The organism is Burkholderia sp. Ac-20365, from assembly GCF_017104715.1.
Classification (GTDB): Bacteria; Pseudomonadota; Gammaproteobacteria; order Burkholderiales; family Burkholderiaceae; genus Paraburkholderia.
Map to the genome: position 1 here is coordinate 96,385 of NZ_JAAGPI010000008.1, position 26,291 is coordinate 122,675.

16 protein-coding genes and 1 pseudogene are annotated in these 26,291 nt (G+C 61.0%); 10 read left to right on the forward strand and 7 right to left on the reverse strand.

All coding sequences use genetic code 11. The annotated features are described in order from the left end of the window. Positions 1-123: 123 nt before the first annotated feature. Positions 124-759: a glutathione transferase gene (gene yfcF, locus G3O01_RS16575; RefSeq protein ID WP_205806221.1), complete on the reverse strand. Its 636-nt coding sequence runs from the start codon at positions 757-759 to the stop codon at positions 124-126. Positions 760-816: 57 nt separating this feature from the next. Beyond that, positions 817-1,317, reverse strand: coding sequence for a GNAT family N-acetyltransferase (locus tag G3O01_RS16580; RefSeq protein ID WP_205806222.1), 501 nt, complete (start codon positions 1,315-1,317; stop codon positions 817-819). Between the two features lie 219 nt (positions 1,318-1,536). Here G3O01_RS16580 and G3O01_RS16585 point away from each other — a divergent pair, with 219 nt between their 5' ends. Further along, the gene (locus G3O01_RS16585) at positions 1,537-1,683 is read left to right on the forward strand and encodes a hypothetical protein (protein WP_205806223.1); all 147 of its coding nucleotides are present in this window, start codon (positions 1,537-1,539) and stop codon (positions 1,681-1,683) included. A 12-nt stretch (positions 1,684-1,695) separates the two neighbouring features. Then, positions 1,696-2,286: a hypothetical protein gene (locus G3O01_RS16590; RefSeq protein ID WP_205806224.1), complete on the forward strand. Its 591-nt coding sequence runs from the start codon at positions 1,696-1,698 to the stop codon at positions 2,284-2,286. Positions 2,287-2,379: 93 nt separating this feature from the next. Here the strand turns inward: G3O01_RS16590 and G3O01_RS16595 are convergent, their stop codons facing one another. Then, entirely contained in the window at positions 2,380-4,614 is a 2,235-nt protein-coding gene (locus G3O01_RS16595; RefSeq protein ID WP_205806225.1) for a TonB-dependent receptor, read from the reverse strand. 203 nt (positions 4,615-4,817) lie between these two features. Here G3O01_RS16595 and G3O01_RS16600 point away from each other — a divergent pair, with 203 nt between their 5' ends. Further along, positions 4,818-5,165, forward strand: coding sequence for a gamma-glutamylcyclotransferase family protein (locus G3O01_RS16600; RefSeq protein WP_205806226.1), 348 nt, complete (start codon positions 4,818-4,820; stop codon positions 5,163-5,165). A gap of 109 nt (positions 5,166-5,274) precedes the next feature. Continuing rightward, the gene (locus tag G3O01_RS16605; RefSeq protein WP_205806227.1) at positions 5,275-5,778 is read left to right on the forward strand and encodes a hypothetical protein; all 504 of its coding nucleotides are present in this window, start codon (positions 5,275-5,277) and stop codon (positions 5,776-5,778) included. Between the two features lie 36 nt (positions 5,779-5,814). Here G3O01_RS16605 and G3O01_RS16610 read toward each other — a convergent pair whose 3' ends face one another. Together G3O01_RS16610 and G3O01_RS16615 are read right to left on the reverse strand one after the other, a co-directional pair. Continuing rightward, positions 5,815-6,303 (reverse strand): hypothetical protein, encoded by a 489-nt coding sequence (locus tag G3O01_RS16610; RefSeq protein WP_205806228.1) that lies wholly within the window; start codon positions 6,301-6,303, stop codon positions 5,815-5,817. A 216-nt stretch (positions 6,304-6,519) separates the two neighbouring features. Then, positions 6,520-7,941, reverse strand: coding sequence for an aldehyde dehydrogenase family protein (locus G3O01_RS16615; protein WP_205806229.1), 1,422 nt, complete (start codon positions 7,939-7,941; stop codon positions 6,520-6,522). 103 nt (positions 7,942-8,044) lie between these two features. Between G3O01_RS16615 and G3O01_RS16620 the strand changes: the two genes are divergently transcribed. Next, positions 8,045-8,989, forward strand: coding sequence for a LysR family transcriptional regulator (locus tag G3O01_RS16620; RefSeq protein ID WP_205806230.1), 945 nt, complete (start codon positions 8,045-8,047; stop codon positions 8,987-8,989). 809 nt (positions 8,990-9,798) lie between these two features. Here the strand turns inward: G3O01_RS16620 and G3O01_RS16625 are convergent. Both G3O01_RS16625 and G3O01_RS16630 read right to left on the reverse strand, forming a co-directional pair. Beyond that, positions 9,799-11,112 carry an MFS transporter gene (locus G3O01_RS16625; RefSeq protein WP_205806231.1) on the reverse strand — a complete coding sequence of 438 codons (1,314 nt, stop codon included), beginning with the start codon at positions 11,110-11,112 and terminating at the stop codon, positions 9,799-9,801. Positions 11,113-11,194: 82 nt separating this feature from the next. Further along, on the reverse strand, positions 11,195-12,037 hold the full coding sequence (locus G3O01_RS16630; protein WP_205806232.1) for a class II aldolase/adducin family protein: 843 nt from the start codon (positions 12,035-12,037) through the stop codon (positions 11,195-11,197). 117 nt (positions 12,038-12,154) lie between these two features. On the opposite strand from G3O01_RS16630, the gene G3O01_RS16635 reads away from it, so the two are divergent. From G3O01_RS16635 to G3O01_RS16655, 5 genes and pseudogenes are all read left to right on the forward strand, one after another. Then, a complete protein-coding gene (locus G3O01_RS16635) occupies positions 12,155-13,051 on the forward strand; it encodes a LysR substrate-binding domain-containing protein (protein WP_205806233.1) in 897 nt (298 codons plus the stop codon). Between the two features lie 1,054 nt (positions 13,052-14,105). Continuing rightward, complete coding sequence (locus tag G3O01_RS16640) at positions 14,106-14,489, forward strand: hypothetical protein (protein WP_205806234.1); 384 nt, start codon at positions 14,106-14,108, stop codon at positions 14,487-14,489. 277 nt (positions 14,490-14,766) lie between these two features. Then, the gene (locus tag G3O01_RS16645; RefSeq protein WP_205806235.1) at positions 14,767-24,015 is read left to right on the forward strand and encodes a hemagglutinin repeat-containing protein; all 9,249 of its coding nucleotides are present in this window, start codon (positions 14,767-14,769) and stop codon (positions 24,013-24,015) included. A 7-nt stretch (positions 24,016-24,022) separates the two neighbouring features. Further along, positions 24,023-24,448 (forward strand): hypothetical protein, encoded by a 426-nt coding sequence (locus tag G3O01_RS16650; protein ID WP_205806236.1) that lies wholly within the window; start codon positions 24,023-24,025, stop codon positions 24,446-24,448. 29 nt (positions 24,449-24,477) lie between these two features. Next, positions 24,478-26,258: pseudogene (locus G3O01_RS16655) on the forward strand (ShlB/FhaC/HecB family hemolysin secretion/activation protein). Positions 26,259-26,291: the final 33 nt, after the last annotated feature.

The following is a 26,291-nucleotide window of genomic DNA, read 5'->3' on the forward strand; positions in this document are numbered from 1 at the left end:
AGCCCGTCTGCTTCGTTTGACATTTGACGTTTGACAGGACGACGAGTTTGCATGCGATGCAAATTCAGTTGCAGATGCAACCTTCTATTCCCTTTATGTGGGAAAAACTGCATGCCGCACGCATTAAAGTGGCGGCCGCTGCAATTGGACCCAGCGCTGCACGGAAGGCCTTTGCCATTGATGCCGCGCGTAGCTGGCCAGATGCTGCGGCACATCGTCGCCGTGCAGTACGAGCCGGTTGAGCATCAGCGCGAGGTCCACGTCAGCGATACACCAGTCGTCGAACAGTTGTGTCGCGCCTGGTGTCAGCCAGGCGTCGCACGCCGAGAAGAGCTTGTCGGCAGCCTTGTGCGCGTCGGCCGAGAGCGCCTCGCGCCGCGCGCCGTAGAACACCACTTCCGTCGGACGCTCGCTGCGGATGGGCATCAGGTCGCTGCGCAGCCACGCCTGAATCTGGCGCGCCCGCGCGCGTTGTTTCGTGTCAGCCGGATAAAGCGGCGTGCCTTCGAACGCATCGTCGATGTATTCGGTGATCGCCGACGACTCCGATAACGCGAACCCGTCATGCACCAGCGTCGGCACGCGCTGCGTTACCGAGGTGGCCGCATAGTCGCGTGCGTTGTTGGCGTGACAGCCGAGATCGATGGTGCGCAGGTCGAATGTCAGATGCTTTTCGTGAAGCGCGACGAACACCGACATCGCGTAGGGACTGGCGAATTGCGTGTCCGCATAAAGAAGCAGTGAGTTGGCCGACGACATAGACTCCTTGCAGGCGTGCGTGATGAAGGTGACGGTTCTGGAACGCGCCCTCTTCGACTACAGCACGAGTTCGAGAAAGCGCGTTCCCGGCACGGGATTCGCATAGTACGCAGCCGTCTCCGTGAAGCCGAGACGCTCGTACAGCCGTTGCGCGAAAGCCGTTTGAGGTACCGAATCTAGCACGAGCTTCGCGTAGCCGAGCGACTTCGCCTTGTCGATCACGGCCTCCATCAGTTTTTCGCCAAGCGCGAGCCCACGGTATGCGGGCCGCACATAAAGCCGCTTCACTTCGGCGACTTCATCCGAATGACGCAGCAGCCCGCCACAGCCTGCAAACTCGCCATCACCTTCGGCAACGAAGAACATGCCCGAGGGCAAGGTGTAGTTCTTCTCGAACGACTGCATTTCTTCTTCGAAGCCGCGATACGACAGGTCCATATCGAGCCACTTCACGTACTCGCGAACGATCTCGACCAGACGTGCCGTGTCGCCCGGGAAAGCCGCTTCGCGTATGTGCGGAAGCAGCAGAGGCCTGGCTGGAGTCATGGAAGTCGTCATGTCGCCCTCGTGCTGAAAACCGGATCAACCGTATGGCACCCAGCGTAGCGCGCACGGCAGCACGCGGTCTTGAACGTTTGTGCACGCGCCTTCTCTTTCACATTCTCACGAGCGCGCAACTTCTGGTAAGCAATCGGCTTTATCGCCCGTTGCTCGCCGGAATGCGCGCGCACGCGCCACCTATGCTTGCTCATCGAGATTATCTGCATCGAGGGGCCAATGCGCTTTACCACTGCTTCCATCCTGATCGCGGCCGTCCTGTGTCTGCAAGGATGCGCGACGTCGCTTCAGACCTTCATGCTGGGCGGCCTCGTCGGCGCGGCCGCGGGCATCAGCGCCGTTACCTGCGTCGTCGTTTGTCACTAGGTTTCCATGCGAATGAAGCTCAACCGTTACCTCATCGCGTCGCTCGGGATGCTGGCAGCAGCCAGCGCGCATGCGACCAGCTTCAACTGCGCAATCGCGCATTCGACGGCGGAAACGCTGATCTGCCACACCGAAGCGCTGTCGAAAGCCGACGACGAACTCGGCAAGCTGTTCAGGCTCGCGCAGAAACAGGCCGCCGACCGTCGCGCGTATAGAAAAGACAGCGACAGCAAATGGGCCTGGCGTGAAGAGAACTGCAAGGATGTCGCGTGCCTGACCGACTGGTACTCGACGCGCATCGACGAAATTCGCGAGCAATTGCACAAGCCTTCGCCCACTGAAGAGCGCGCCAAACCCGTCGATGCGGATCTGGCTGCCGTGAGCAAGCCCGCAGGCAAGCCAAAGACGCTCGATACGCAGGCGTTCAACCGCGACGACCAGCAATGCACGGCCACGACGCAAGACCTGGTGCCGCCCGTGCAATGCAATAACGTGCTGGAAAAGCGCACGCAATGGCAGGCGCGCGAGCCGGCATCGGATGGCTGGTTCTGCGGCGTCGCGATGATCGCGCCGCCTTCCGCTGAAAGCGGCGCATCGCAATAGCCGGTTCAAGCGCTACCGCACGAAACGAAGCCCCCAAAAAAAAAGCTCGAACGTCGAAACGTTCGAGCTTTTTTCGTTGTGCCTGCAACCGGATCAGAACTGAAGCGTCGCGCTCGCCACGGCCGTTCGCGTTGCGCCCGGCAACGCGTAGTAGCCATACGCGGACGTCCAGTAGTGACGATTGAACAGATTGTTGATGCCTGCGCGGAACGTCACGTCCTTGCCGCCGATGCGCGTTTCGTATTTGCCGCTCAGGTCGAACAGCGTGTAAGCCGGCACGAACTGCGTATTCGCCGCATCGACAGCCATGTTGCCGACATATTTGCCGCCGAATGCGAGCGTCAGCTGACGCAGGTACGACGGGTTGTATTCGACCCGGCCCGTCGCCGTGAAGCGGGGCGTTGCATAGATGCGCTTGCCTTCGATCGTCGTATCGTCGATATCGACTGCCTTCGCGTTCAGCCACATCACGCCGCCGAGGAAGCGCCAGTCGTTCGCCAGCTGCACCCAGCCGCTTGCGTCGACGCCCGTGTAGCGCTTCGTGCCGCTTTGCACGTACACGTTTTCCGTGTTCGTGTACTCGTAGCCCTGATCGACGCGGAACAGCGCGATATTGGCGCCCCACTTCTTACGATCCGTCTTGAAGCCCACTTCATACTGCTTGCTGCGCAGCGGCCCATAAGTCTGTCCGTAGTTCACGTTCAGATTGCTGGCCGCGCCGCCTTGCTGCAGCGATTCGACGTAGCTCGCGTAGACGGTCGAATACGGATCGGTCTTGAACATGACCGCGACGGTCGGCGTGACCGGGTTCGCGCTATAGCCCGCGCTGACCGTGTAATCCGTGTTGTACGAAGTCTGCTTGAACTGCGTGTAACGCAAGCCGAGCAGCACCGACAGCCGCGACGTGATGTCGACGGTATCGCTCGCGTACAACGCGCTTTGCGACGTGTACGACTGGCGATACATGTTCTCGCCGATATGCACTTCGTCGTTCGTCAGCAGCGTGCTGGTGTACAGATTGCCGATGCCAAGGCTATAGCCGTCGTTCCAGCCCGTGCTGTTGTCGTAGACGCTGGTCTGCGTCTGATAGCCCGCGCCGAACACGACGTCATGCTTGACGCTGCCGGTGTTGAACTTGCCTTCCACCATTGCATCGACGTTCTGGTAGAAGTAACGCGTGAGCGCTGCGTAAAGCGTGTTCGAGTAATCGCCCGCGTTGTTGTAGATGTACAGCAGGCTGTCGGAGTTGTAGCGGTTTTCCTTGGCGAAGCGGTACTTCAGGCTCGCGTGCCAGTTGTCGTTGATCCGGTAGTCGAGGCCCGTGCCGAACGACGCCATCTCCGTCTCGTAGTAGTTCTGCGGCTGCGTCAGGTTGCGGCTGATCGAGCTCGCATTGGGAATGCCGACGCCCGAACCGAAGTACATCGCGAACAGCGTGCCATTCGTTTTGCGCTTCTGATAGAACGCATCCATGCTCCAGACGAGGTCCGGCGTGATGCGGAAATCGAGCGCGACGGATGCAACCTGACGGCGCAGATGGCCGTTCGCTTCGGCCGTATTGCCGTCTTCGTTCACGAGGTTGAAGCGGTAACCGATGCGGTCGTCGGGGCCGAAGCGCCCGCCCACGTCGAGCTTTTCACTGAACACGCCCGCCGACTGATAACCCACCGACACGCTGCGGTACGGCGTATCCGTCGGACGCTTGACCACGTAGTTGACGATGCCGCCCGGCGAGCCGAAGCCGTACATGAAGCCCGACAGGCCCTTGAGCAGTTGCACCTGTTCGAACGGCTCGAGCGGAAGATCGGTGTCCCACGACGGAAAGCTCTGACCGTCGACCTTCACGCCATTGAGCTGGTCGATCTGCAGGCCGCGCACGCTGAACACGGAGTTCTCGGCCGTCGCGTTATCGCCGACGATCGTCACCGACGGGTCGTACTTGAACAGATCATTGGCCGTGTTGGCGAACAGATCCTTCGCGTCCTCGCTCGTCTTCACGTTGGTCGAGAACGGCGTGTCCACCTGCGCGCGCGTGCCCAACGCACCCGCGCTGATGTTTTCGCTGTCGGTTGCCAGATCGCGTTTGGCCGCCACCTTCACGGACGGCAGCGTCTTGTCCTGCTGCTGCGTCGACTGTGCGCTCGTGTCCGTCGAATCCGTCGCGGATTGCGCCCACGCCGCCGAACTCACCGACGACAGCGCGACACCCGCACTGACCAGAAGCGCCGCACCGAGCGGCAGGCGCGTCGCGCCCGGCAAGCGGCTGGCGCGGCGAACTAAAGCACGCGCGCCGGCGGCGCGCCCCCTGAAAGGCGTGTGGTCTGTCATGTCGTCGTTGTCGGTGCGGCGCACGAGGCGCGATTAAGCGGATTGAAAGCGCGCAATCTTAATAAGATTTATTCTCATTTGCAATACGCGTATGACATTTTTTCTTTCCGAGTCTTTCCGCCAGGCTTCACGCGACGACGGTTGCGCGCACGTATGAAGCCGCGACGGTAGACTTTTCGCCTGATCTAACCGAGGAGCGCCTCTTGAACACGCCCGACATCGTTTATCTCTTTTCATACGGCACGCTGCAGGACCGCAACGTTCAGCTTTCGAGCTTTGGCCGCGAACTCACCGGCCACCGCGACGCGCTGCCCGGCTACGCGCAGACGATGCTCGCGATCGGCGATCCGAAGGTCGTCGAGATCAGCGGCAAGACGCATCACCCCGTCGTGCGCCCGAGCAACAATCCCGCCGACGAAGTGGCGGGCACCGTGTTCGAAATCACCCACCAGGAACTCCTCGCCGCCGACGAGTACGAGGTGTCCGACTACAAACGCGTGCTCGTCAAGCTGAAGTCCGGCATCGACGCCTGGGTGTATATCGCCGCGTAACAGATACGGCCTTTTTGCTTACGCCGCCTTACCAGCCCTAAAGTTGTGCATGCAACCAGACGTTAGCGCCATCAGTGCAACTGGATTTCGCGACTGAAGGAGGCGTGCAATGGTAAGCAGTGTCGGATATGGGACGGCGTCCGCGCCGTCGACGCATCGCGCTTCCGTGTCCGGCGACGCATCGGCGCAAACTGCGCAATCGACGGATGTCAGCGCGGCGAGTGCCGTGCGGAACGACACGAAGCAGGACGCGGCAACGAAAGCTGCGCAACCCGGCGTCACCGTCAGCATTTCGCCCGAAGGCGCGGCGGCGGCTTCGCGCGCGCAGCAGGCAGAGAGGGTGAATCAGGCGGACCCGGACACGGCGGTGGCATCGACAGGCACGGACACAGATTCGCCGGCCTCGACCGACACCACGACCGAAACGGACGAAGCAGCGAACGGTACGGACGGCAGCACCGCAAACGTTTCACCCGTCAAGGCGTTTGCGTATGGTGCATTGGGACTGGAGCGGCCGGATCAGCCGAGGGACGAACAGAATGCCTTCTACACCGCGGGCAAATGGCTCGCGGCAGGCCTGACGGTCGGGGGATTGATCTCGCTGCTCGCGTGATGCGGGCAGCGAGTAAAACGCCAGATTAGCGCTGCGTTAGCGCTTCGGCGGGACGGGTGCGGGATGCTTGTCGAGCGTCTCGACATCTTCGTCGAGACTCTTGCGGATCGTGTCGATCGCCTGATCGACGTTGGCCGGCTTCAACTGGTTGCGTGCCAGCGCGAGATACACGTAGTGACGCAGCGCGGGGTCGTGCGTCTTCGTCAGCACGTCGTGATAGACCGCGTTCATTTCCGAGTCGCGCCCGCTCATGTCGTACAGACGCTGCAGATGCTCGAGGTCGTTGATGACCGCAAAACCGGGACCATGCGGCGGCGGGCCATCATGGGGCGGCCCGTCATGCATCGCGCCGTCGTGCGGAGGCGGAAGATCGGGCGAAGGCGGCACTTGCGCGTGCGCGGCGGACGTCAGCGCGACGAGCGCGGCGAGAAGAAAAATTCGTTTCAGCGAGATCATGGCGATCGGCAGGAACAACGCCTGCCCTTGCAGTAATGAAGACGCTGAAACGATATCAATGCGGCCCATGGGTTGGGAGGCTCGCCGCCAGGCGCCAGCTTACGCAGGCTTTCACGTATCACATGCGCGCTGGCTGGCAATTGCACGCTGACAGGCACTGCGCTCCGTCCGATCGGCCCACCTGGCCGCCGTGCGCCGATAACACGAGACAGAAGCGGAAAGGCGGTGAAAGACGAACTGTCATTCACCGCCACGGTCAGCGCATCGAAGACATCGTGAACACGCTTACAGCACGCCGAGCACCGCCTTCGGTTCGAGGAATGCTTCGATCCCGTACACGCCGTACTCGCGTCCAATGCCCGACTGCTTGAATCCGCCGAATGGCGCGGCAGGTTCATGCGCGAGCGTGTTGACGAGCACGCGCCCCGCGTCGATGCGCGACGCCACTTCGTGCGCGCGCGCCGTGTTCCGCGAAAACACGTAGGCCTGCAAGCCGTAGTTCGTATCGTTGGCGATCTGGATGGCCTGTTCCGTGTCGTCGTACGCGATGATCGACAGCACCGGGCCGAAGATTTCTTCGCGCGCGATCGTCATGTCGTTGGTCACGTCGCTGAACACGGTGGGACGCACGAACCAGCCCGCTTCGAGCCCATCGGGACGCCCTTCCCCGCCTGCGATCAGCCGCGCGCCTTCGTCAATGCCGATGCGGATGTAGCGCTGCACGCGCTCCCACTGCTTCTGGCTGACCATCGGACCGACAGTGGTAGCCGGATCGCGCGGATCGCCCGATTGCGCGCGCGCCACTTCGTCGCGCACACGCGCTTCGAACTCGGCGAGACGCTGGCGCGGCACCAGAATGCGCGTACCCGCGATGCACGCCTGCCCGCTGTTCATGAAGCCCGCGTTGATCGCAAGCGGCACGACCTGGTCGAAATCGGCGTCGTCGAGCACGATGGTGGGCGACTTGCCGCCCAGTTCAAGCGTCACGCGCTTGAGCGTATCGGCGCCCGTGCGCAGAATGGTCTTGCCGACAGCCGTCGATCCCGTGAACGAGATCTTCGCGACGTCCGGATGCGAGCTGATCTGCGCACCGACGGAATCGCCGCGCCCCGTCACGATGTTGAACACGCCCGGCGGCAAGTCCGCCTCGTGCAGCGCCTGCATGACGACCTGCGTCTGCAGCGCGCTCATCTCGCTCGGCTTGATGACGGTCGTGCAGCCCGCCGCCAGCGCGGCCGCGAGCTTGCCGCAGATGAATCCGGCGTTGCTGTTCCAGGGCGTGATCAATCCGGCGACGCCGAGCGGCTGCATCACCACTTCCGCCGTGCCCGCGCGGCGCGTGAACTCGTACTGCTCCAGCACCTTCGCGGCTTCGCTCAGCACGTTGCTCGCATGCTGCGCCATCCAGCGGCCGCGCGACACGGGCGCGCCGTATTCCTCGATGATCGCTTCATAAAGCTCGTCTTCCTTCGCGACGACAGCGGCATGCAGACGCTTGAGCATGTCGATGCGTGCACGCTTGCTGGTGCGCGAAAACGACGGAAACGCGCGCTTCGCTGCGGCGATCGCGTCGCGCGCGTCTTTCGCGTCGGCGAGACGCACGCGGCCGATCACCTGCTCCGTCGCCGGATTGAAAAGGTCGAACCACTCTTCGCCATGCGGCGTGACAAACGCGCCGTCGATATAAATCTGCTCAATCGTATGCATCTGTGTATCCCGTGACTTGCCATCCAGTGCCATAAAGATAGCGACGCGCGATTAAACCGACTAGTCGTACAATCGGACATGACCTATTGAGCAAAACAGGACAATGAAAACGACAGGCATGTCGGAACTCGAAGCGGTGCTGTCCGTCGCGCGACACCGCAGCTTTCGCGCCGCCGCCAATGAAATGGGCGTGTCGACGTCGGCGCTGAGCCATTCGGTGGCGGCGCTGGAAGCGCGCATCGGCGTACGGCTGTTCAACCGGACGACGCGCAGCGTGTCGTTGTCGGAAGCGGGTGCGCAGTTCGTGGACAGCGTGGCGCCCGCGTTATCGACGATCCGTGTCGCGCTCGAGCAGGCGGGCAGTTTCCGCGACACGCCGAGCGGCACGTTGCGGATCAACACGTCTGTAGGCGCCGCGCATCAGGCGATGCCGGTTTTTATTGCATTTCTGGCGCGCTATCCGGAGATGAAGCTCGATATCGTGACGGAGGGGCGATTGATCGATATCGTCGTTGAGGGCTTCGATGCCGGTATCCGGCTGGCAGAGACGGTGCCACAGGACATGATTGCCGTGCCGTTTGGTGACAAGCAGCGCTTTGCCGTGGTGGGCAGCCCGGGGTATTTCGCAGAGCATCCGGTGCCGCGCACGCCTGATGAGCTTTCGCAGCATCGCTGTATTCGTACGCGGATGCCTAGCGGGTCGATTTATCAATGGGAGTTCGAGCGGCACGGTGAAACGGTGCGGGTCGATGGTAAGGGTGCGTTGACCCTGGACGAGGCTGGTCTGATGTTGAGTGCCGCGCGGGCAGGGGTTGGGCTTTCGTATTTGTCCGAGTGGACGGTGGCTGAAGATCTCGAGGCGGGGACGCTGGTGCGCGTGCTTCAGGACTGGACGCCGCCGCTCGATGGGTTGTGTCTTTATTATCCTGGGCGCAGGCATGTGCCCGCAGGGTTGCGGGCGTTGATCGCGATGATTCGGGAGTCCGCTGATGCCCGGCGGTTGGCGTTTGCCGGGAAGGGGAAGGTTCGGTCGAGAGCACGGAAGTGAGGTTTTTTTGTCTTGCGATGCTGGGGTTGCTTTTGGTTTTGGTGGCATCCGCGGTTTGCTTTTGGTTTTGGTGGCATCCGCGATTTGCTTTTGGTTTTGGTGGCATCCGCGATTTGTTACTGGTGCTTCAGGCGTTGCCCCTGTGCGGGGCGGCACCTACTTTTCTTTGCCGCGGCAAAGAAAAGTAGGCAAAAGAAAGCCGCTGAACACCGCTAATTCTTGACCTTTACCCACGGGCCCCCAACGGCCCCGTCCTGTTCACGCCAGCGCTCTTCTCGATGCCCGCTGCCAACGCTTCGAATTGGCTCATCACCGGCTTCACACTCCCGCGTCGCCACACGCGCGACCAAATCGCCCACGTCCTATAGCGGCAAACTGTGTGTAGGCTTTCGCGGCGTATGCGCTTCACTCCGGACTGAAAAGCAGGATCGGTGTCGTAAGAGCGCTGAGGTGTGGAGCACTACGACCTACACACAGTTTGCCACCTGGGCGGCCGTAACCAGTCGCTGCCGGTTGCTGTGTCACGGGTGATTGAAGTGGGTGAGGCGCCTGTTCGAAGCGCTGGCAACGGGCAGTGAATGGGCAGAACGCCGTGTGAAGCGGAGGACCCGTTGGGGGCCCTCAGGCGGTGGTCAAAAACGGGCGGTGTTAGCCCGCTTTCTTTGCTTACTTTCTTTGCGGCGGCAAAGAAAGTAAGTGCCGCCCCGCACAGGGGCGACGCGTGAAGCACCAGTAACAAAACGCGGATGCCAGCAAAAGCGACAGCAAACGCAAACGCAACCAAAAGCGTCGCAAGACAAAAAAACTCTCTACTCCCGCTTACTCAAAACATTCACATGCGACCGCCGCAAAGCAAGCGTAAGCGCGCTCCCGATAACCATACTGACAGCAATCCCAACCACCCCACTCCCGGTCGACCCAGTCGATGTCTGCATAAACCCGATCACATACGGGCTAACAACCCCAGAAATCGACCCAACAGAATTGGCAAGCGCAATCCCACCCGCAGCAGCGGTACCTTGCAACACAGCCGGCGGCACTGTCCAGAACTGCGAGATCGTGGTAATCACGCCCATCGTCCCAACGGTCAAAGCAATCATCGCCAGCACAGTCTGATGCGCATAGACAACGCTCGCACACAACGCAGCAGCGCCAATCACGCCAGGCAACGCCAGATGCCAACGCCGCTCGCCATGACGGTCAGAACTGCGCCCAACCAGAACCATCGTAATGGCCGCCGCCGCATAAGGCACCGCCGACAACAACCCGACATTCAACGTCCCCGAAACACCCGAAGCCTTAACCAGCGAAGGCAACCAGAAACTCACTCCATACAGCCCCATCGTGAAGAAGAAATAGATCGCCGACAGCAGCAACACACGCGGGCTGGCAAGCCCATCGCGCAACGAATGCAGTTTGTGATGCCCACTCTCAGCCTGCAAGTCGGCTTCGATCAACGCCTTCTCGTCTTCACGCAGCCAGCGCGCATCCGATACCTTGTCGTCCAGAAAGAAGAACGCGACGATTCCGACCAGCACCGTCGGAATGCCTTCGAGCAGGAACAGCCATTGCCATCCGGCAAGCCCATGCGCACCGCTCATCGAATGCATGATCCAGCCTGATAGCGGTCCGCCAATCACGCCCGACATCGGAATACCCGTCATGAACAACGCCGTCACCTTGCTGCGTCGTCCAGCCGGAAACCAGTACGTCAGATACAAAAGAATCGCCGGGAAGAAACCGGCTTCGGCTACGCCCAGCAGAAAACGCACAACGTAGAACTGCGTCGGCGTCGATACGAACATCATCGCCGATGAAATCAAACCCCATGTCACCATGATCCGCGCAATCCAGCGTCGCGCGCCCACCTTCAGCAAGATCAGATTGCTCGGCACCTCGAACATCAGATACCCGACGAAGAATATCCCCGCGCCGAGCCCATAGACGGCATCGCTCATCCCGAGATCCTGCAGCATCTGCAGCTTCGCAAAGCTGACGTTGATGCGGTCGAGGTAAGCGCACAAATAGCAGAAGAACAGAAATGGAATCAGGCGCCATGCGACCTTCGCATAGACGCCCGCTCCCGAACGCTGCAGATACACGTCCTGGCTGATCGAACTCATGGGGATGTCTCCGTCGTGTATTGATCGTTGCAGCGGGCGTGCAATGCGCGCCGCCCGCCGCGTCGTACTGCAATGAACCTGCTTAATCGAACATGTCGGGCTGTGTCTTCACTAGCTGATCCCAGATCGTCTGGAAATGCAGCCAGCCGATGTACTCGCTGCCCACGTGTTCGCGGCTATAGCGCGCGCGCTCTTCCGTCACGAAGCGCGGCTTGATGCCAGTCGATTCGATCATCAGTTGCTGCTGGCAGCAGCGCTCGAGCGCAATGAACCAGAACGCGGCCGCTTCGATGCTGTGCCGGCTCGCCGTCAGCAACCCATGGTTCTGGTGAATGGCCGCCTTCACGCCCTTGAATGCATGCGCGACCTTGTGGCCCGCTTTCACTTCGACGGCGACCTGCCCCGCTTCCTCGCCGATCACGACGTGGTCTTCGAAAAACGCCGCGGCATCCTGACTGATGGGATCGAGCTTCCTGCCAAGCGACGCGAACGCGGTGCCATAGACGGTGTGCGCATGACACATCGCGACGATGTCCTGATGCATTTCGTGCACGGCCGCATGCAACACGAAGCCCGCACGATTGATTGCGTACTCGCCTTCGACGACATTGCCTTCGTGGTCCGCGCAGATCAGATTCGAGACCTTCACCTGCGAGAAGTGCACGGCCATCGGGTTGGTCCAGTAGAGACCGGGATTCTCCGGATCGCGCACCGTCAGATGGCCTGCGAAACCGTAATCGAAGCCCTGCAGCGCGAACGCGCGGCACGCGGCGACAAGGCGCTCTTTCAGATGCTGCCGGTGCTCAGCGTGGTTCTTGAAAGCGGGCAACTCGGGAAAGATCAGGCCGTCCTGCTCGGGCTGATAGATCGAGACGCGGCCCTTGAGGTCGATCGTTTTCGATGGGGCTTCCATCACTTCTGACATGTCGGCTCCTTTGAGCATGGGGTCATGGGGTAAGCACATGGTCGGTTCCGCCGATCGCGTTGACAAACGATGGTTGTTCATGAAAGCATGAATGACATTCACCTGAAGGGAAAACAGATGAGGCGAATGCCGAATTTCGTGCTGCTGCGCGCGTTCGAAGCCGCCGCGCGGCTAGAGAGCTTCGCGCTCGCCGCGCAGGAACTTCACCTCACGCCGTCCGCGATCAGTCATCAGGTGAAAGAACTCGAGGAGTACTTCGGGCGTCCGCTGTTTTTGCGCCGCAACAGGCGCATCGAGCCCACGCCCGAAGCGGTGCGCCTGCTCGAAAGCCTGAGCCGCGTATTCGATGTCGTCGAAGCGGCCTGCAGCGAAGTCACGCTCGCGCCGAACGCACAGGTGCTCGCGGTGCATTGCGCGCCGAGTTTCGCGGTGAAATGGCTCGGGCCGAAGCTACCCGAATTCAACAAGGCTTATCCGCACATCACGATTCGTCTATCGACGGGTGCAGAGCCGCTCGATCTCACGCGCGTGCAGGAAGTGGACATCGAGATTTCATACGGCAGCGCACTCGATCGTGCCGGGATCGAAACGATTCCATTAGGGCAGGAAGCCATCGTGCCTCTGTGCTCGCCCGGCTTGCTCGGCGACGGTGCGCCCGCTGCGCGCATGCGCGAGCTGACGCTGATCGACACGCAACTGAGCCGCGTTACGTGGGCCGACTGGTTCGCGGCTAATGGGCTCGATATGCCGACTACGCCGCGTCCTTCATTCGATCGCGCGGCGCTTGGGATTTCCGCTGCCGCCGACGGGATGGGTGTCGTGCTGGAGAGTATGCGGCTCGCGGAGCGTGAGATCGTGCGGGGTGATCTCGTCGAAGTGCACAGCGAAGCGTTTGTGCGCTTTCAGCGCGAGACGCATTTTTTGTCTTGTCGGAAGAATGAGGTTCGGGTTGAGAAGGTGGCGGGGTTTCGGGAGTGGTTGCTGGCGAGGGCTGGGGTTGTGAGTTTGCTCTGATTTTGTCTTTGCGACGCTTTTGTTTGGTTTGCTTGTGTTTTTGCTGGCATCCGCGGTTTGTATTGCCTGCTTCATGCTTTGCCCCTCTGCAGGGCGGCGCTTACTTTGGGTTGTCTTGCGACGCTGGTTCGGTTTGCTTGTGTTTTTGCTGGCATCCGCGTGATGTTTTGCCTTGTTCACGCGTTGCCCCTGTGCGGGGCGGCACCTACTTTTCTTTGCCGCGGCAAAGAAAAGTAGGCAAAAGAAAGCCGCTGAACACCGCCAATCCTTGTTTCCGCCTGAGGGCCCCCAACAGTTCCTCCGCTTCACACGGCAACCTGCCTTTCACTGCCCGTTGCCAACGCTCTGATTGAGCACATCACCCGCTTCACACTCCCGCGTGGCCACACGCGCGATCGCATCGCCCACGTTCTATGGCGGCAAACTGTGTGTCGGCTTTCCCGGTGTACGCGCTTCACTCCGGGCTGAAAAACACGGTCGGTGTCGTAAGAGCGCTGAGGTGTGAAGCACTACGACCTACACACAGTTTGCCACCTGGGCGGCCGTAACCATTCGCTGCCGTTTGCTGCGCTACGGGTGCTTGAAGTGGGTGAGGCGCCTGTTCAAGGCGCTGGCAACGGGCAGTGAAAGGCAGAACGCCGATTGAGGCGGAGGAACTGTTGGGGGCCCTCAGGCGGAGGTCAAGAACGGGCGGTGTTAGCCCGCTTTCTTTGCTTACTTTCTTTGCGGCGGCAAAGAAAGTAAGTGCCGCCCCGCACAGGGGCATTTTCCGGGGAAACCCTCATTCCCGCAAACCCTTGTCCAGCAAGGTTTTCAACTCGCTCTCCATATCCAGAGCAGATTTCACCTATTTTGCAGGACACCCACAGGACACATTCTGCGGGAGTTCTGCGACGTCCGAGTCATTGCACTCCCATCAACGAGCGGCGCGACCGTTGCCCCCCGGCGCTCCATTCACCCCGAATAAACGGCTTACGCTTGCCGTTCCATCCCTTACATAAGAACGATCGGGACGCGGAGGTGATCAGGGCCCATCACTCACAGGAGAGCAACGATGAAGGACATTGACTGTTCGAAACTTCGCTGTCACGGAGCGATACATACGATCGTGATTCACCCGGTAACAACCGATGCGGAAAGCCGCACCCGGCGTCGCGGCACTGGAGGGCGTGGCGCGCGCTCCTCCACCCAGGCGTCGCGCGTCGCCGCATCACTCGTCGCGGGATCGCTTCCCTGGCTCGTCGCTCAACTTGAACCAGGCGAATCGCTGCTGAGAGCCAACGCTGGCGAGTCAGCGCGGCGCGCATGCCTCCGTGCCATTGATGCCGTGTCGTTGCGCGCGCCAGCACGCAAGTTTGACCTGAGTCTGTGGTACGCGGTCCATCACACAGGCCGGGGGGAGACGTTCAGGATGCTCAAGCTCAAGCGCCGTGTGTAACGGTTTTCAGATATTTCTCATGGACTGACGGGGAAAGCCCGATCTACATTCCTCACCGACTGCGTGACCCGAGCGCAGTCCCGGCCGTTGACGATCATGTCTGGAATACACGGCCGCTTTCCAGCCCGCCATGAGCGGGCTTTTTTTCGCCTGCGCAATCAGATAAGACTGATTTTGCCGGTTCTGTTGTATTTGAATTTTCCTTGATGTTTGTTAACAACTTTTCAACGAGGCCTGCGATAGGTTTACCGCTCCAATAATAAGCAACACGAATAAAATGAATCAGAAGACCTACCGGCTCGTATTCAGCCGGTTGCGGGGTATGCTCGTGGCCGTCGAGGAAACCGCAACAGCAGCAGGTAAAGCAGGAGAGACGCGCGCAACGGGGCGCGCATCAGGAGCACAGGACATAGGTGCGTCGCTGCGTCAGCTTGCACTGTCTGCCCTGCTTGTCCTCTCGCCGCTCATGGCGGGCGCGCAGATCGTGCCGGGTGGCGGGCATGCGCCTGGCGTCGTCACGACGCAGAACGGCATTCCCCAGGTCAACATCAACAAGCCCGCTGGTTCGGGCGTGTCGATGAACACCTACAACCAGTTCGATGTCCAGAAGAACGGCGCGATCCTGAACAACTCGCCGACCATCGTCAACACGCAGCAGGCCGGGTACATCAACGGCAATCCGAACTTCGGGCCGAACGATGCCGCGCGCGTGATCGTCAATCAGGTCATCAGCAGTTCGCCGTCGCAGTTGCGCGGGTATCTGGAAGTCGCGGGCCAGCGCGCGCAGGTCGTTATCGCGAATCCGAACGGTCTGATGGTCGATGGGGGCGGCCTCATCAATACGTCGCGTGCAACGCTCACGACAGGTACGCCGAATTTCGCGGGCGATGGATCGCTTGCGGGTTTTAATGTCACGGGTGGCAACATCACCGTGCAGGGCGCCGGGTTCAACGGCACGAATATCGACCAGGTTGATCTGCTGGCGCGTGCGGTACAGGCCAATGCCGCGATCTATGCGAAGAACCTGAACGTCGTAACGGGCGCGAATGCCGTCGACTACAACACGCTTGCGGCCACGCCCATAGCAGGTAGCGGCGCTGCGCCGGGTGTGTCGATTGACGTGAGCAATCTTGGCGGCATGTATGCGAATCGCATCGTACTGGTTGGCACGGAGAACGGCGTCGGCGTGTCGAACAGGGGCGTGCTGGCGGCGCAGGCCGGTGACCTGATCCTGACGACACAGGGCAAGCTGGTGCTCGCCGGTCAGACCAACGCCAGCGGGAACATCACGGCGAGCGCGCGCGATCGCATCGACAATAGCGGCACGACCTACGCGCAGCAAAGCGTCAACACGAACACATCGGGCGCGCTCACCAACAGCGGCACGCTCGCCGCACAGCAGAACACCACTGTCAGCGCAGGTAGCGTCGCGTCAACGGGGACGCTCGGCGCAGGCGTGAACGGTGACGGCACGATTGCCGGTTCCGGCGACCTGTCTGTGACGGCAATAGGCGCCGTCACAGCGACGGGTCGCAATGCAGCGGGCGGCAACGCCTCAATCAATGGATCAGCGGTCAATCTCGCTGGCAGCAGCACGTCGGCCAAAGGCGCGCTCGCGCTTGCCGCCAATGGCGGCGACCTGAACCTGTCAGGCGCGACCACGACGGCAGGCACCACGCTCGACGCTCGCGCATCGGGCACGCTCACGAACGACAATGGCGCACTCTCGTCAGATGGCGCGCAGACCCTGGCGGCAGGCGCACTGTCGAACCGCAACGGCCAGATCGTTTCAGGCTCCACACTGACCACGACCGTCTCCGGCGCAGTCTCAAACCTGGGCGGCACGATACAGGCAGCGGGCGCGCAGACACTGCAAGCTGGCTCGCTCGACAACACGGGCGGCCATATCGTGTCGCTCAATACGGACGGACTCAAGCTGACGCTGTCGGGCCTTCTGAACAACGGCACGGGCGGCAGCATCGGCGGCAACGGCAACGTGACTCTTCAGGCGGGACAGATCGCGAACGCCGGTTCGATCACGGCGGTCCAGAACCTGATTGCATCGGCCGTGCAAAGCCTGTTCAACAACGGCACCCTCGCGGCGAACGACAACGCGACGCTGTCAGCCGGTACGACGCTAACGAACGCAAATACCGTTGCCGCAGGCAAATCGGCGGCGATTACGGCTGCGACGTTCGACAACAGTCAGGGCACCACGCAAGCGAGCCAGTTCACGCTACACGCCGCGAACCTCGTCAACCACGGCGGCAGCATCACGCAGACAGGCACGGGCGCAACGACCGTCGATGTGACGGGCACGCTCGACAACACGGGTGGCACGCTTCAGACCAACGCCGACAGTCTGGCACTCGGCCCTGCTGCGCTCACAAACGATAACGGCACAATTGCCAGCGCGGGCACGGGAACACTGTCAGTTGCAACGGGCGCGCTGTCGAACAACGGCGGCACGATTGCGACGAACGGCGCGCTCGACGTGCACGCAGGCGCGGTCTCGAATCGCGGCGGCACACTTGCTGCACAGACGGGCGCAACCCTGCTGGTCGCGTCCCTGGATAACAGCGCGGCGGGCTATATCGGTGCGCAAACGGTGTCGGTGACGGACGCGGGTGCACTCAACAATGCGGGCGGCACAATCCAGGCAGACGATGCGCTCGCAGTGTCGGCACAGTCGGTAGCGAACGACGGCGGTTCCATCGCCAACGGTGGCAAAGGCACGACGGGCGTCACGGCGACGGGCGCGGTCACGAACACGCAGAACGGCCTGATTGGCGGCAACGGCGGCGTGTCGGTCGCAGGTGGCAGCGTCGAGAATTCGGGCGGCACGATCACGGCGGGCGGCGCGGTATCGGTCCAGTCCGGCAGCACGCTCGGCAATCGCGTGGGCATGATCCAGGGTACGGGCAGCGCAACGATGTCGGCCCAAGGGGCAATCGACAACACGGGTGGGCAGATCGAGGCGGACGGCACCGGTTCAACGCTCACCGTCACGGGCGCGACACTGGACAACTCGAACGGGCGCATTGCCAATACAGGTTCCGGCGCGACCACGATCAGCGCCAGCGCGATCACGAACAGCAACACGGACGGCGTCTCTGGCGCGGGTACGATCGGCGGCAACGGCGATGTCACGCTCAATGCGCAGACACTATCGAACACCAACGGCGCGCAACTCGTTGCGGGCCATGACCTGATGCTGACCATCGCGCGACTTGCCGACAACACGAACGCCACGCTGTCGGGCGCGAACAATGTCACGCTCAATGGTCCGAACGCTGCCGTCATCAATGCGGGCGGCTCGATCCATGGCAATGGGGCAATCACGCTCACTACGTCGACGCTGGACAATACGAACGGCCGTATCGGCAACGACACAGGCAGCGGAGGCAGTATCGGCATCCGTACCGGCATGCTGGCAAACCAGAACGGTGCGGTTGGCAGCGACCAGAACCTGAGCGTCACGACGAACACGCTCACGGGCGACGGGCGCATTGTCGCGGGCAACGACGGCACCGTTACAGTCAACGGCGACTTCACGCTGACAGGCGCGAACCAGATTCAGGCGAACAACAACCTGACCTTCACAACCGCAGGCAGTTTCACGAATCAGGGCAAGCTCGGCGCAGTGAACGCGCTGACCTTGAACGCGGCGAACGTCGATAACCAGGCAGGCGCGGACATCAATTCGTCTAACACGACGGTCAATGCTGCGAACGCGATCACGAACGAAGGACGCATTGAGGGCGACAGCGTCACCACAAACAGCGCGTCGCTCCGTAACACCGCAACCATCATCGGCAACACCGTCACGCTGAACGCCGGTTCAATTGCGAACACAGGCGCGGCGGCAGTGATTGCCGGAGCATCCGTCGTCAACCTGTTCGGCTCTGACATCTCGAACACAGGCGGCGCGAACCTGTTCAGTCTCGGCGACATCCACATCGCCGCAAACGGCACACGCGACGGCAACGGCCTGCTCGCGAACCGCGCGAACACGGTGACGAACGACCAGTCGACCATCGAGGCCCAGGGCAACATCGAAATCGCGACACAGACACTGACCAACACGCGCCCCGCGCCCACGGTCGAGACGGTCACGACCGATGTCGAGACGGCGCATCAGACCAAGCGCGACAAATACATGGCCTGCACGCCAACCAATGGCGACAAGGGCTATTGCACGCAGGACATGTGGGACAACGGCTACAGGAACCCGCTGGACGCCACGTTCAGCAATGCCGATGTCGTGTCGACCGCCAGCGGCCCGAACGCCGTTGATCGCGTGCTTGTCGTCAACGTGAACGGCCAGCCGCAGACCATCTACTACAACACGCTCACGACCAACGGCAACGGGACAGTCTCAGTCAGTTACTGGGACGACTACGATCCGCATGTCAATTACGATCCGGCCACCGAATACCCCGGCGACAACCAGGCGCACCACGGTTATCAGCGCATCGAGTCGGCACGCGACACGACGACCACAACACAGCAGGATCAGGTGGCCGGCACACAGGCACAGCAGGCGCAGATCATGGCGGGCGGCAACATGGTGCTTGCCAACGTCGGCACGCTGAACAACAGCTTTAGCGCGATTGGCGCGGGCGGCGCGATCCAGATCGGCAGCAGCCAGGCGAGCGGCGACGTAGCGAGCGGCAACTATGGCGGGACGACCGTCAACAATACCGGGCAGACGCTGTACCAGTACCAGAAGCAGGACATCGTTTCGACCTACGCATGGAACGAGGACATCTCGCGCGACGTGGGCAAGGTCGTCCAGCCGTCGATCATCCTGACGCCGGTCGCCATTGGCGGCCTCGGCGGCACGATCATCGCGAACAACGCGGTGCAGATCAACGCGACCGACATCAACAACACGAACGTCGTCGCAGCGAACTCGGCGACGGGCGCGACGGGCGGCACGCTCGGTGCGAACGGAACGGCGGGCGGCATCGCGGGCGGCGGTACACAGACCGTGGATCTCGCAACGGGACAGACGAAGACCATCAACGCCCCGCAATCCGTCGCGGGGCCGACGGGATCGCTGAGCATCACGTTGCCGAAAAGCGGTCTGTACACCTTCAACACCGCGCCGGGTGCGTCCTATCTGATTGCAACCGATCCACGCCTGACCAGCTATACGAACTTCATTTCGAGCGACTATCTGCTCAAACAGTTGGGCTATGACCCGTCGACGGTCGAGAAGCGCCTGGGCGACGGGTTGTATGAGCAAACGCTGGTCCGCAACCAGATCACCCAACTGACCGGTCGCGTGTATCTGCAAGGCTATGACAGCAACGAGGACGAGTATCGCGCGTTGATGAACAACGGCGCCAACGTGGCGAAGGAATTCAGCCTCGCACCCGGTATGGCGCTGACGGCCGCACAGATGGATGCGCTGACAAGCGATATCGTGTGGATGGTCAACCAGACCGTGACGTTGCCGGACGGCAGCACGCAGACCGTGCTTGCCCCTGTCGTCTATCTTGCCCACACGCACGCGAACGACCTGCAACCGACTGGCGCGCTCATCGCCGCCGACGATGTCGAGATTCACGCGACAGGCGACGCGACGAACTCGGGCGTTATCAAGGGCGGCACGCAGACGGTTATCAGCGCGACGAATATCGTCAATCGCGGCGGCTCGATTGGCAGCAGCACCGATAACGGAACGACCGTGATCTCGGCGACGAACGATGTCGTCAATGCTTCGGGGCGCATCACGGGCAACCGGGTTGCCGTGCTGGCGGGTAACGATATCGTCAATACGACCCTTGTCGATACGGTCGGCGTCAGTTCGACGGTCGGCAACAGCAGGGTCAACCAGACGCTGATCGGCGCACAAGGCACGATTGCATCGACGGGAGACATGGTGATCGCGGCCGGTCACGATCTGAGCGTGCATGGTGCAGTCATCGACGCAGGCGGTAGCGCCCAGATCTCGGCAGGCCATGACATCAACGTCGATACGGTTCAGTCGAACACATCGCAATCGGTGACGAATGGCGCGAACCGGCATGCGAACGCCAGCAGCACGATCCACGAAACGAGCGCTATCGGCGCGGGCGGCAGTCTTGCAATGCAGAGCGGCAACGACATGACGCTCAAGGGCGCAACGGTCAGCGCGGGCGGCGATATGGCGGTTGTAGCGGGCGGCAACCTGACGGCCACGACGGTGACCAATACGGCGAATCGGGATGACGTCTATCTCGGCGACAAGACGCGTAGCGCGCAGAGCCATTCATACGACGAACAGTCGGTTGGCACGGCCTTTAGCGCGGGCGGCAATGCGACGCTTGCGGCGGTGAGTACCGACACGTCGAAAGGCAATGTGACGATTACCGGCTCGTCGGTGTCGACGGACACGGGCGCGGCGACCATCGCGTCCACGGGCAATATCACGATCAACGAGGGCCGCGAGGAACACGACAGCTATTCGCAGACACAATCGAAGCGCGGCAGCATCGTGCATGGCTCGACGACCGATGAGATGCAGGCATCGCAGGCCAACATCGGCATTGCGAGCACCGTCTCAGGCGATACCGTGAATGTCCGCTCGGGCAAGGATCTGACGGTTCAGGGCAGCAATGTCGTCGGCACCAACGATGTGAAGCTGGCCGCAGCGGGCAATGTCACCATTACCACCTCGCAGGATACGCAGAGCACGCAAAGCGACTATCAGAAGCGTGAATACGGATTCCTCTCGGGCCTGAATCCGCTGAACCAGCTTGACGGAGGCCTGCAAGGCTACAGCATCGGCTCGCGCAAGACGACGGACGCGCAGCAGGCGACACAGGTGACCAACAACGCGAGCATGATCGGCTCGCTGAACGGCAACCTGAGCGTAACATCGGGCAATGAACTGCATGTGACGGGCAGCACGCTGCATGCAGGCAATGACCTGAATCTGGCTGGCAAGACCGTCACGATCGATGCCGCGCAAAACCTCTCGACGCAGAACGAACAGCAGTCGTTCAGTCAGACGGGCATCACGGCTGGACTGAGCAGCCCGGTCATCGCGGCGATCCAGACCGCGAACCAGATGCGCAAGGACGTGAAGCAGACGAAGGGGGATGCGCGTCTCGATGCGCTGGCTGCGGCAACCACGGGGCTGGCTGGCAAGAACGCTTATGACGCAGTGGCGAGTGATCCGACGCATGCGGGCGGCATCGGTGTGAACGTGTCGCTTGGTACGAGCCACAGTCACAGCAACACATCCGAAGCGTCGGCTACGGCTGCTGGCAGCACCGTCAGCGCCGGTCATAACGTGAATATCGCTGCGGCAGGTGCCGGCGCGAACAGCAATATCAACGTGATCGGCAGCGACATCACGGCGGGGAACAATGCGACCCTGAATGCCCAGGGCAACATCAACCTCCAGGCCGCGCAAAACTCGGACAGCATGCGCAGCGAGAACAGCGGTTCGAACGCGAGCATCGGCGTCACCATCGGCGTGGGTCAGCAGAACGGCATCTCGTTCCAGGCGGGTGTGTCGGGGACGAAGGGTCACGGCAACGGCGACGATACGACGTGGACGAACGCACATGTCAATGCGGGTAACGCGCTCACGCTGCAATCCGGTGGCGACACGAATCTCAAGGGTGCGGTGGCGGACGGCCAGCAGGTGATCGCAAACGTCGGCGGAAACCTGAACATCGAGAGCTTGCAGGATACGAGCCATTATGACTCGAAGCAGATGAGCGGCGGCGTGTCGGTGAGCGTGTGCGTGCCGCCGATCTGCGCAGGCAGTTCGAGCGTGTCGGCGAACTTCAGCCAGGAGAAACTGAACAGCAACTATGCGAGCGTGACTGAACAGTCCGGCATCAGGGCGGGTGATGGTGGGTTCCAGATCAACGTCAAAGGCAACACCGATCTGAAAGGCGGTGTGATTGCGAGTAGTGATTCGGCGATCGACAATGGGCTTAACAGCCTGACGACGGCGACGCTGACGCATTCGGATATTGAAAACCGTGCATCGTATAGCGGTTCGTCGGTCGGTATCAGTGGCGGGTATGGTGGTGACATCGGCAAGACGCAGACAGGGACGGCGACAAACGTCAATCCGGTTCCGGGGACGACGTTGCCGAGTGCAGGCGGTGCGTCGATGGCACCGCCCGTCGTGATGGGTGCATCGGGTGATGCCAGTTCGACAACCCGAAGCGCGATCAGTGGTGGCGCGATTCATATCACTGACAGCGACAAGCAGCAGCAACTGACCGGGCAGACGGCCGACGAAGCCGTCGCGAGCATCAGCCGCGATACGAATGGCACGCAGGCGACGATTGCGCCGATCTTCGACAAGGACAAGATCGAAGCCGGTTTCGACATCACCAGCCAGTTCATCAATCAGGCTGGCACGTTCGTGAACAATCGGGCGAAGGAAGCCGATGCAGCCAAGGCCGCTGCGAATGATCCGAACCTGACGCCGGAACAGCGCGCGGCGGCACAGCAGCAGGCCGATCAGCTTAATGCGGAATGGGGGCCGAGTGGATCGTATCGGCAGGTGTTGACTGCGCTGACGGTGGCGGCGGGTGGGAATGTGTCGGGGGGTATGAGGCAGTTTGCACAGAGTGCCGCCGTGGCGTACATACAGGAAATTGGCGCGAACCAGGTCAAACAGATAGCCGATTCATTGGATAGCGATACGGCACGCGCTGCCTTGCATGCGATTGTCGGGTGTGCCGGTGCCGCGGCAAGCAGTCAGGCGTGCGGCGCGGGCGCGATGGGCGCGGCGGCAAGTTCCGTGATTGGGTCTCTACTCGGGCCGACCACGAACATGTCGGCGGCTGATCGTGAGGCGCGTGAAAATCTGGTGAACAGTCTGGTTGCGGGGATCGCGACGGCTGGTGGCGTAAATGCGGCGACAGCGACGGGCGCGGCACAGATTGAGGTGGAGAATAATCAGGTTGCGCTACCCATGTCTTCGGCCCCTTCCTGGTTGCCTGGACTCAGCAAGTTACCTGGCTTTAAGGGCGAAACCGCGAGTAAAGGCGACGGCGTAATCGCCGATCCGGCAACAGAGCTTGATCCAAGCATGAAGGCGGGGCAACTCGTAACGCCATTGCCGGGACCGGAGCTATTAGACAAACTCTTTACTCCGGTTAGTGACGCAATTAAGGGGTTGGTTGACCATGTTCTCACCGCTACTGATGTGTCGAAGTCTAGCGTTCCACCGTCAATATTGGGTGGAGATGGAGCACTACCTTCAGGTATCGGTGGTAAGGGCACGCCAATACCCATGCCACCGACGGGTAACCCGAATGCAACTGCTGAGCAATTTGCAAAAGACGCTTTCAACGGCCAGACTCCTGTTCGGATTGTCAACAATGTGACCGGAGAGGGAAGCTGGGTAGCTGTCCTGCCCGATGGAACGGCTGTTACGTACAGACCGGCAGGACAAGCGTCGTCCAAAACCGCTGATTCGACGGCCACAGTAGAGATCAACAATCAAGCGGTAAAAAACATCAACAACGGCAACGTTGCAAAATTCAAATTCCCTAACAAGTGAGCGAGACATGAACTCTGTCAATGAGATCGACTACCAAAGACAACTGATCGCGTCTTGTCTTGACGATTTTTCGCCGAACGCTGCGCTTCCTCATGTTTATGGAGGGCAATACGGCCAAAGTCCTGAAATGTGGAAGCGTGCAGTAGTTGAGTTTCTGTGCGTCAACGTTCGATGTGGTCTTTTAGAGGCCACCCACAGAAAGGACATCTCGACGGACGATGATAGCGTTCTCTCGCTTGAGAACCTACTGACTAACGGGGACACAGAGAATCAACTTGATGCGGAAATTGTGTGGAACGCCATGTACTTCAACTCGACCTGCAAATTGGACGAGATACTTGAACGTTTCAACTTGCGGACGTGGGACGCTTTGAATTTCGGGTTAAACCACGCGCTTATAGCCGAACTCAAAAAGCTTTACGCAAATAGTTGATGCGCTAGTTTTTCAAAATAAACCGCATGATGAATATTCGTAAGAGGCTGGCGGCGTTGCCGCTCTCAGCCATGGTCACACTCGCGTCTGCGCAAAGCGCACCATCACTGGCAGACAAGGCGGCAGCCGCGCGCGCGAATGCCGAACAGAACCAGCAGTTACAGCAACAACGCGATGCACAGCAGCGCGAGCAGGCCGTGAACGCGCCCGCCGTTCGCTCGACCGTACCGAACGCCGGGGTGTATCCCGAACTCCCTCAAGAATCACCGTGCTTTCGCATCGACACGTTTGCGCTCGACGTACCCGCCACGCTCCCCGATGTCGCGCGCAAGCATGGCGCGTCCAATCTCCCGCTTGATCCTTTCTGGTTCGGGCGCGAATGGCTCGACCACTACAAGGGCGAATGTATCGGCAAGGCCGGACTCGACCTACTCACAAAGGGACTGCAACAGACGATCCTCTCGCGCGGCTATGTGACGACGCGCGTGCTGCTACCCGAACAGGATCTGTCGACGGGCACATTGAAAGTTGCGCTCGTGCCGGGTGTCGTGCGTCATCTGCGTTTTGCCGATCCCGACACGCGCGGCACATGGAAGTCTGCCTTTCCCGCACGCGACGGCGACCTCTGAACCTGCGCGATCTTGAGCAGGGTCTGGAGCAGATGAAGCGCGTTGCGAGTCAGGACGTGGACATGAAGATCGAGCCGACCGACGCACCGGGCGAAAGCGATGTCGTTCTGAACGTCAAGCGTTCGAAGCCCTGGACGTTCGTCGTGTCGGCCGACAACTCGGGCACGAAGGCAACGGGCAAATGGCAAGGCAACGTGAGCCTCGGCATCGACAACCCGCTCGGCCTGAACGACGTGTTCACGGTCGGCGCGAACCAGGATCTGTCATTCAACAACAAGACACTCGGCTCGCACGGTTTCAACGGATCGTATTCCGTGCCGTGGGGCTACTGGACGGCCACGCTATCGGGCAACACAAACACCTACTACCAGAACATTGCCGCCGTGAACGATACGTTCGTTTCCAGCGGCAACTCGCAGACGGCGGCGTTCCGTCTCGCGCGCGTGCTCACGCGCAGCCAGGCCGACGTATTCGGCGCATACGTGCAGCTATCGAAGCGCTTCGGCGAGAGCTTTATTGAAGGCACGACCATCCCGATTCAGGACCGCAACAACACCTTCATCGAGTTAGGCGCGACCGACCGTCATTACTTCGGCGGCGCACAGTTCGACGGCACGCTCGCCTACCGTCAGGGCATTCACGGCCTTGGCGCGAAGGGCGACCCGAACCCGGACCTGTACAGCCCGACCGACCAGCCCGTGCAGCACCCGACCTATCTGTACAGGATGGCCGTGCTTGACGCGAACCTGTCGATACCGTTCGCCGTCGCATCGCAGAACTTTCGCTACGTGACGACGTTTCACGGCCAGTACACGAACGACCTGCTGTTCTATATCGACGATCTGACCATCGGCAGCCGCTACACGGTACGCGGTTTCGACGGCGAAACGATGCTCGCGGCAGAGAAAGGTTTCTACTGGCGCAACGAACTGCAATGGCCCATCTTCCAGACGGGACAGATGCTATACGCAGGGATAGACTACGGGCGCGTGTTCGGCCCGAACACGGCGATTCTGGCGGGCACCCAACTCGCGGGCGCGGTGATTGGCATTCGCGGCGGCATACCGGCGAAGTATGCGGGCCTGTCCTATGACCTGTTCGCGGGCACACCCATCTACAAACCGGCCGGATTCCCGACTGCGCGGGTCACGGTTGGCGTGCAGGCGACGATGCAGTTCTGAGATAACACGACAGGCGGATTTACCCGCCTGTCA

Coding starts and splice junctions, on each gene's coding strand:
- G3O01_RS16620 (WP_205806230.1), top strand. CDS start 8,045: ATGAAAACGACAGGCATGTCGGAACTCGAAGCGGTGCTGTCCGTCGCG.
- G3O01_RS16615 (WP_205806229.1), bottom strand. CDS start 7,941: ATGCATACGATTGAGCAGATTTATATCGACGGCGCGTTTGTCACGCCG.
- G3O01_RS16630 (WP_205806232.1), bottom strand. CDS start 12,037: ATGTCAGAAGTGATGGAAGCCCCATCGAAAACGATCGACCTCAAGGGC.
- G3O01_RS16605 (WP_205806227.1), top strand. CDS start 5,275: ATGGTAAGCAGTGTCGGATATGGGACGGCGTCCGCGCCGTCGACGCAT.
- G3O01_RS16635 (WP_205806233.1), top strand. CDS start 12,155: ATGAGGCGAATGCCGAATTTCGTGCTGCTGCGCGCGTTCGAAGCCGCC.
- G3O01_RS16595 (WP_205806225.1), bottom strand. CDS start 4,614: ATGACAGACCACACGCCTTTCAGGGGGCGCGCCGCCGGCGCGCGTGCT.
- G3O01_RS16640 (WP_205806234.1), top strand. CDS start 14,106: ATGAAGGACATTGACTGTTCGAAACTTCGCTGTCACGGAGCGATACAT.
- G3O01_RS16650 (WP_205806236.1), top strand. CDS start 24,023: ATGAACTCTGTCAATGAGATCGACTACCAAAGACAACTGATCGCGTCT.
- G3O01_RS16645 (WP_205806235.1), top strand. CDS start 14,767: ATGAATCAGAAGACCTACCGGCTCGTATTCAGCCGGTTGCGGGGTATG.
- G3O01_RS16590 (WP_205806224.1), top strand. CDS start 1,696: ATGAAGCTCAACCGTTACCTCATCGCGTCGCTCGGGATGCTGGCAGCA.
- G3O01_RS16580 (WP_205806222.1), bottom strand. CDS start 1,317: ATGACGACTTCCATGACTCCAGCCAGGCCTCTGCTGCTTCCGCACATA.
- G3O01_RS16585 (WP_205806223.1), top strand. CDS start 1,537: ATGCGCTTTACCACTGCTTCCATCCTGATCGCGGCCGTCCTGTGTCTG.
- G3O01_RS16625 (WP_205806231.1), bottom strand. CDS start 11,112: ATGAGTTCGATCAGCCAGGACGTGTATCTGCAGCGTTCGGGAGCGGGC.
- yfcF (WP_205806221.1), bottom strand. CDS start 759: ATGTCGTCGGCCAACTCACTGCTTCTTTATGCGGACACGCAATTCGCC.
- G3O01_RS16610 (WP_205806228.1), bottom strand. CDS start 6,303: ATGGGCCGCATTGATATCGTTTCAGCGTCTTCATTACTGCAAGGGCAG.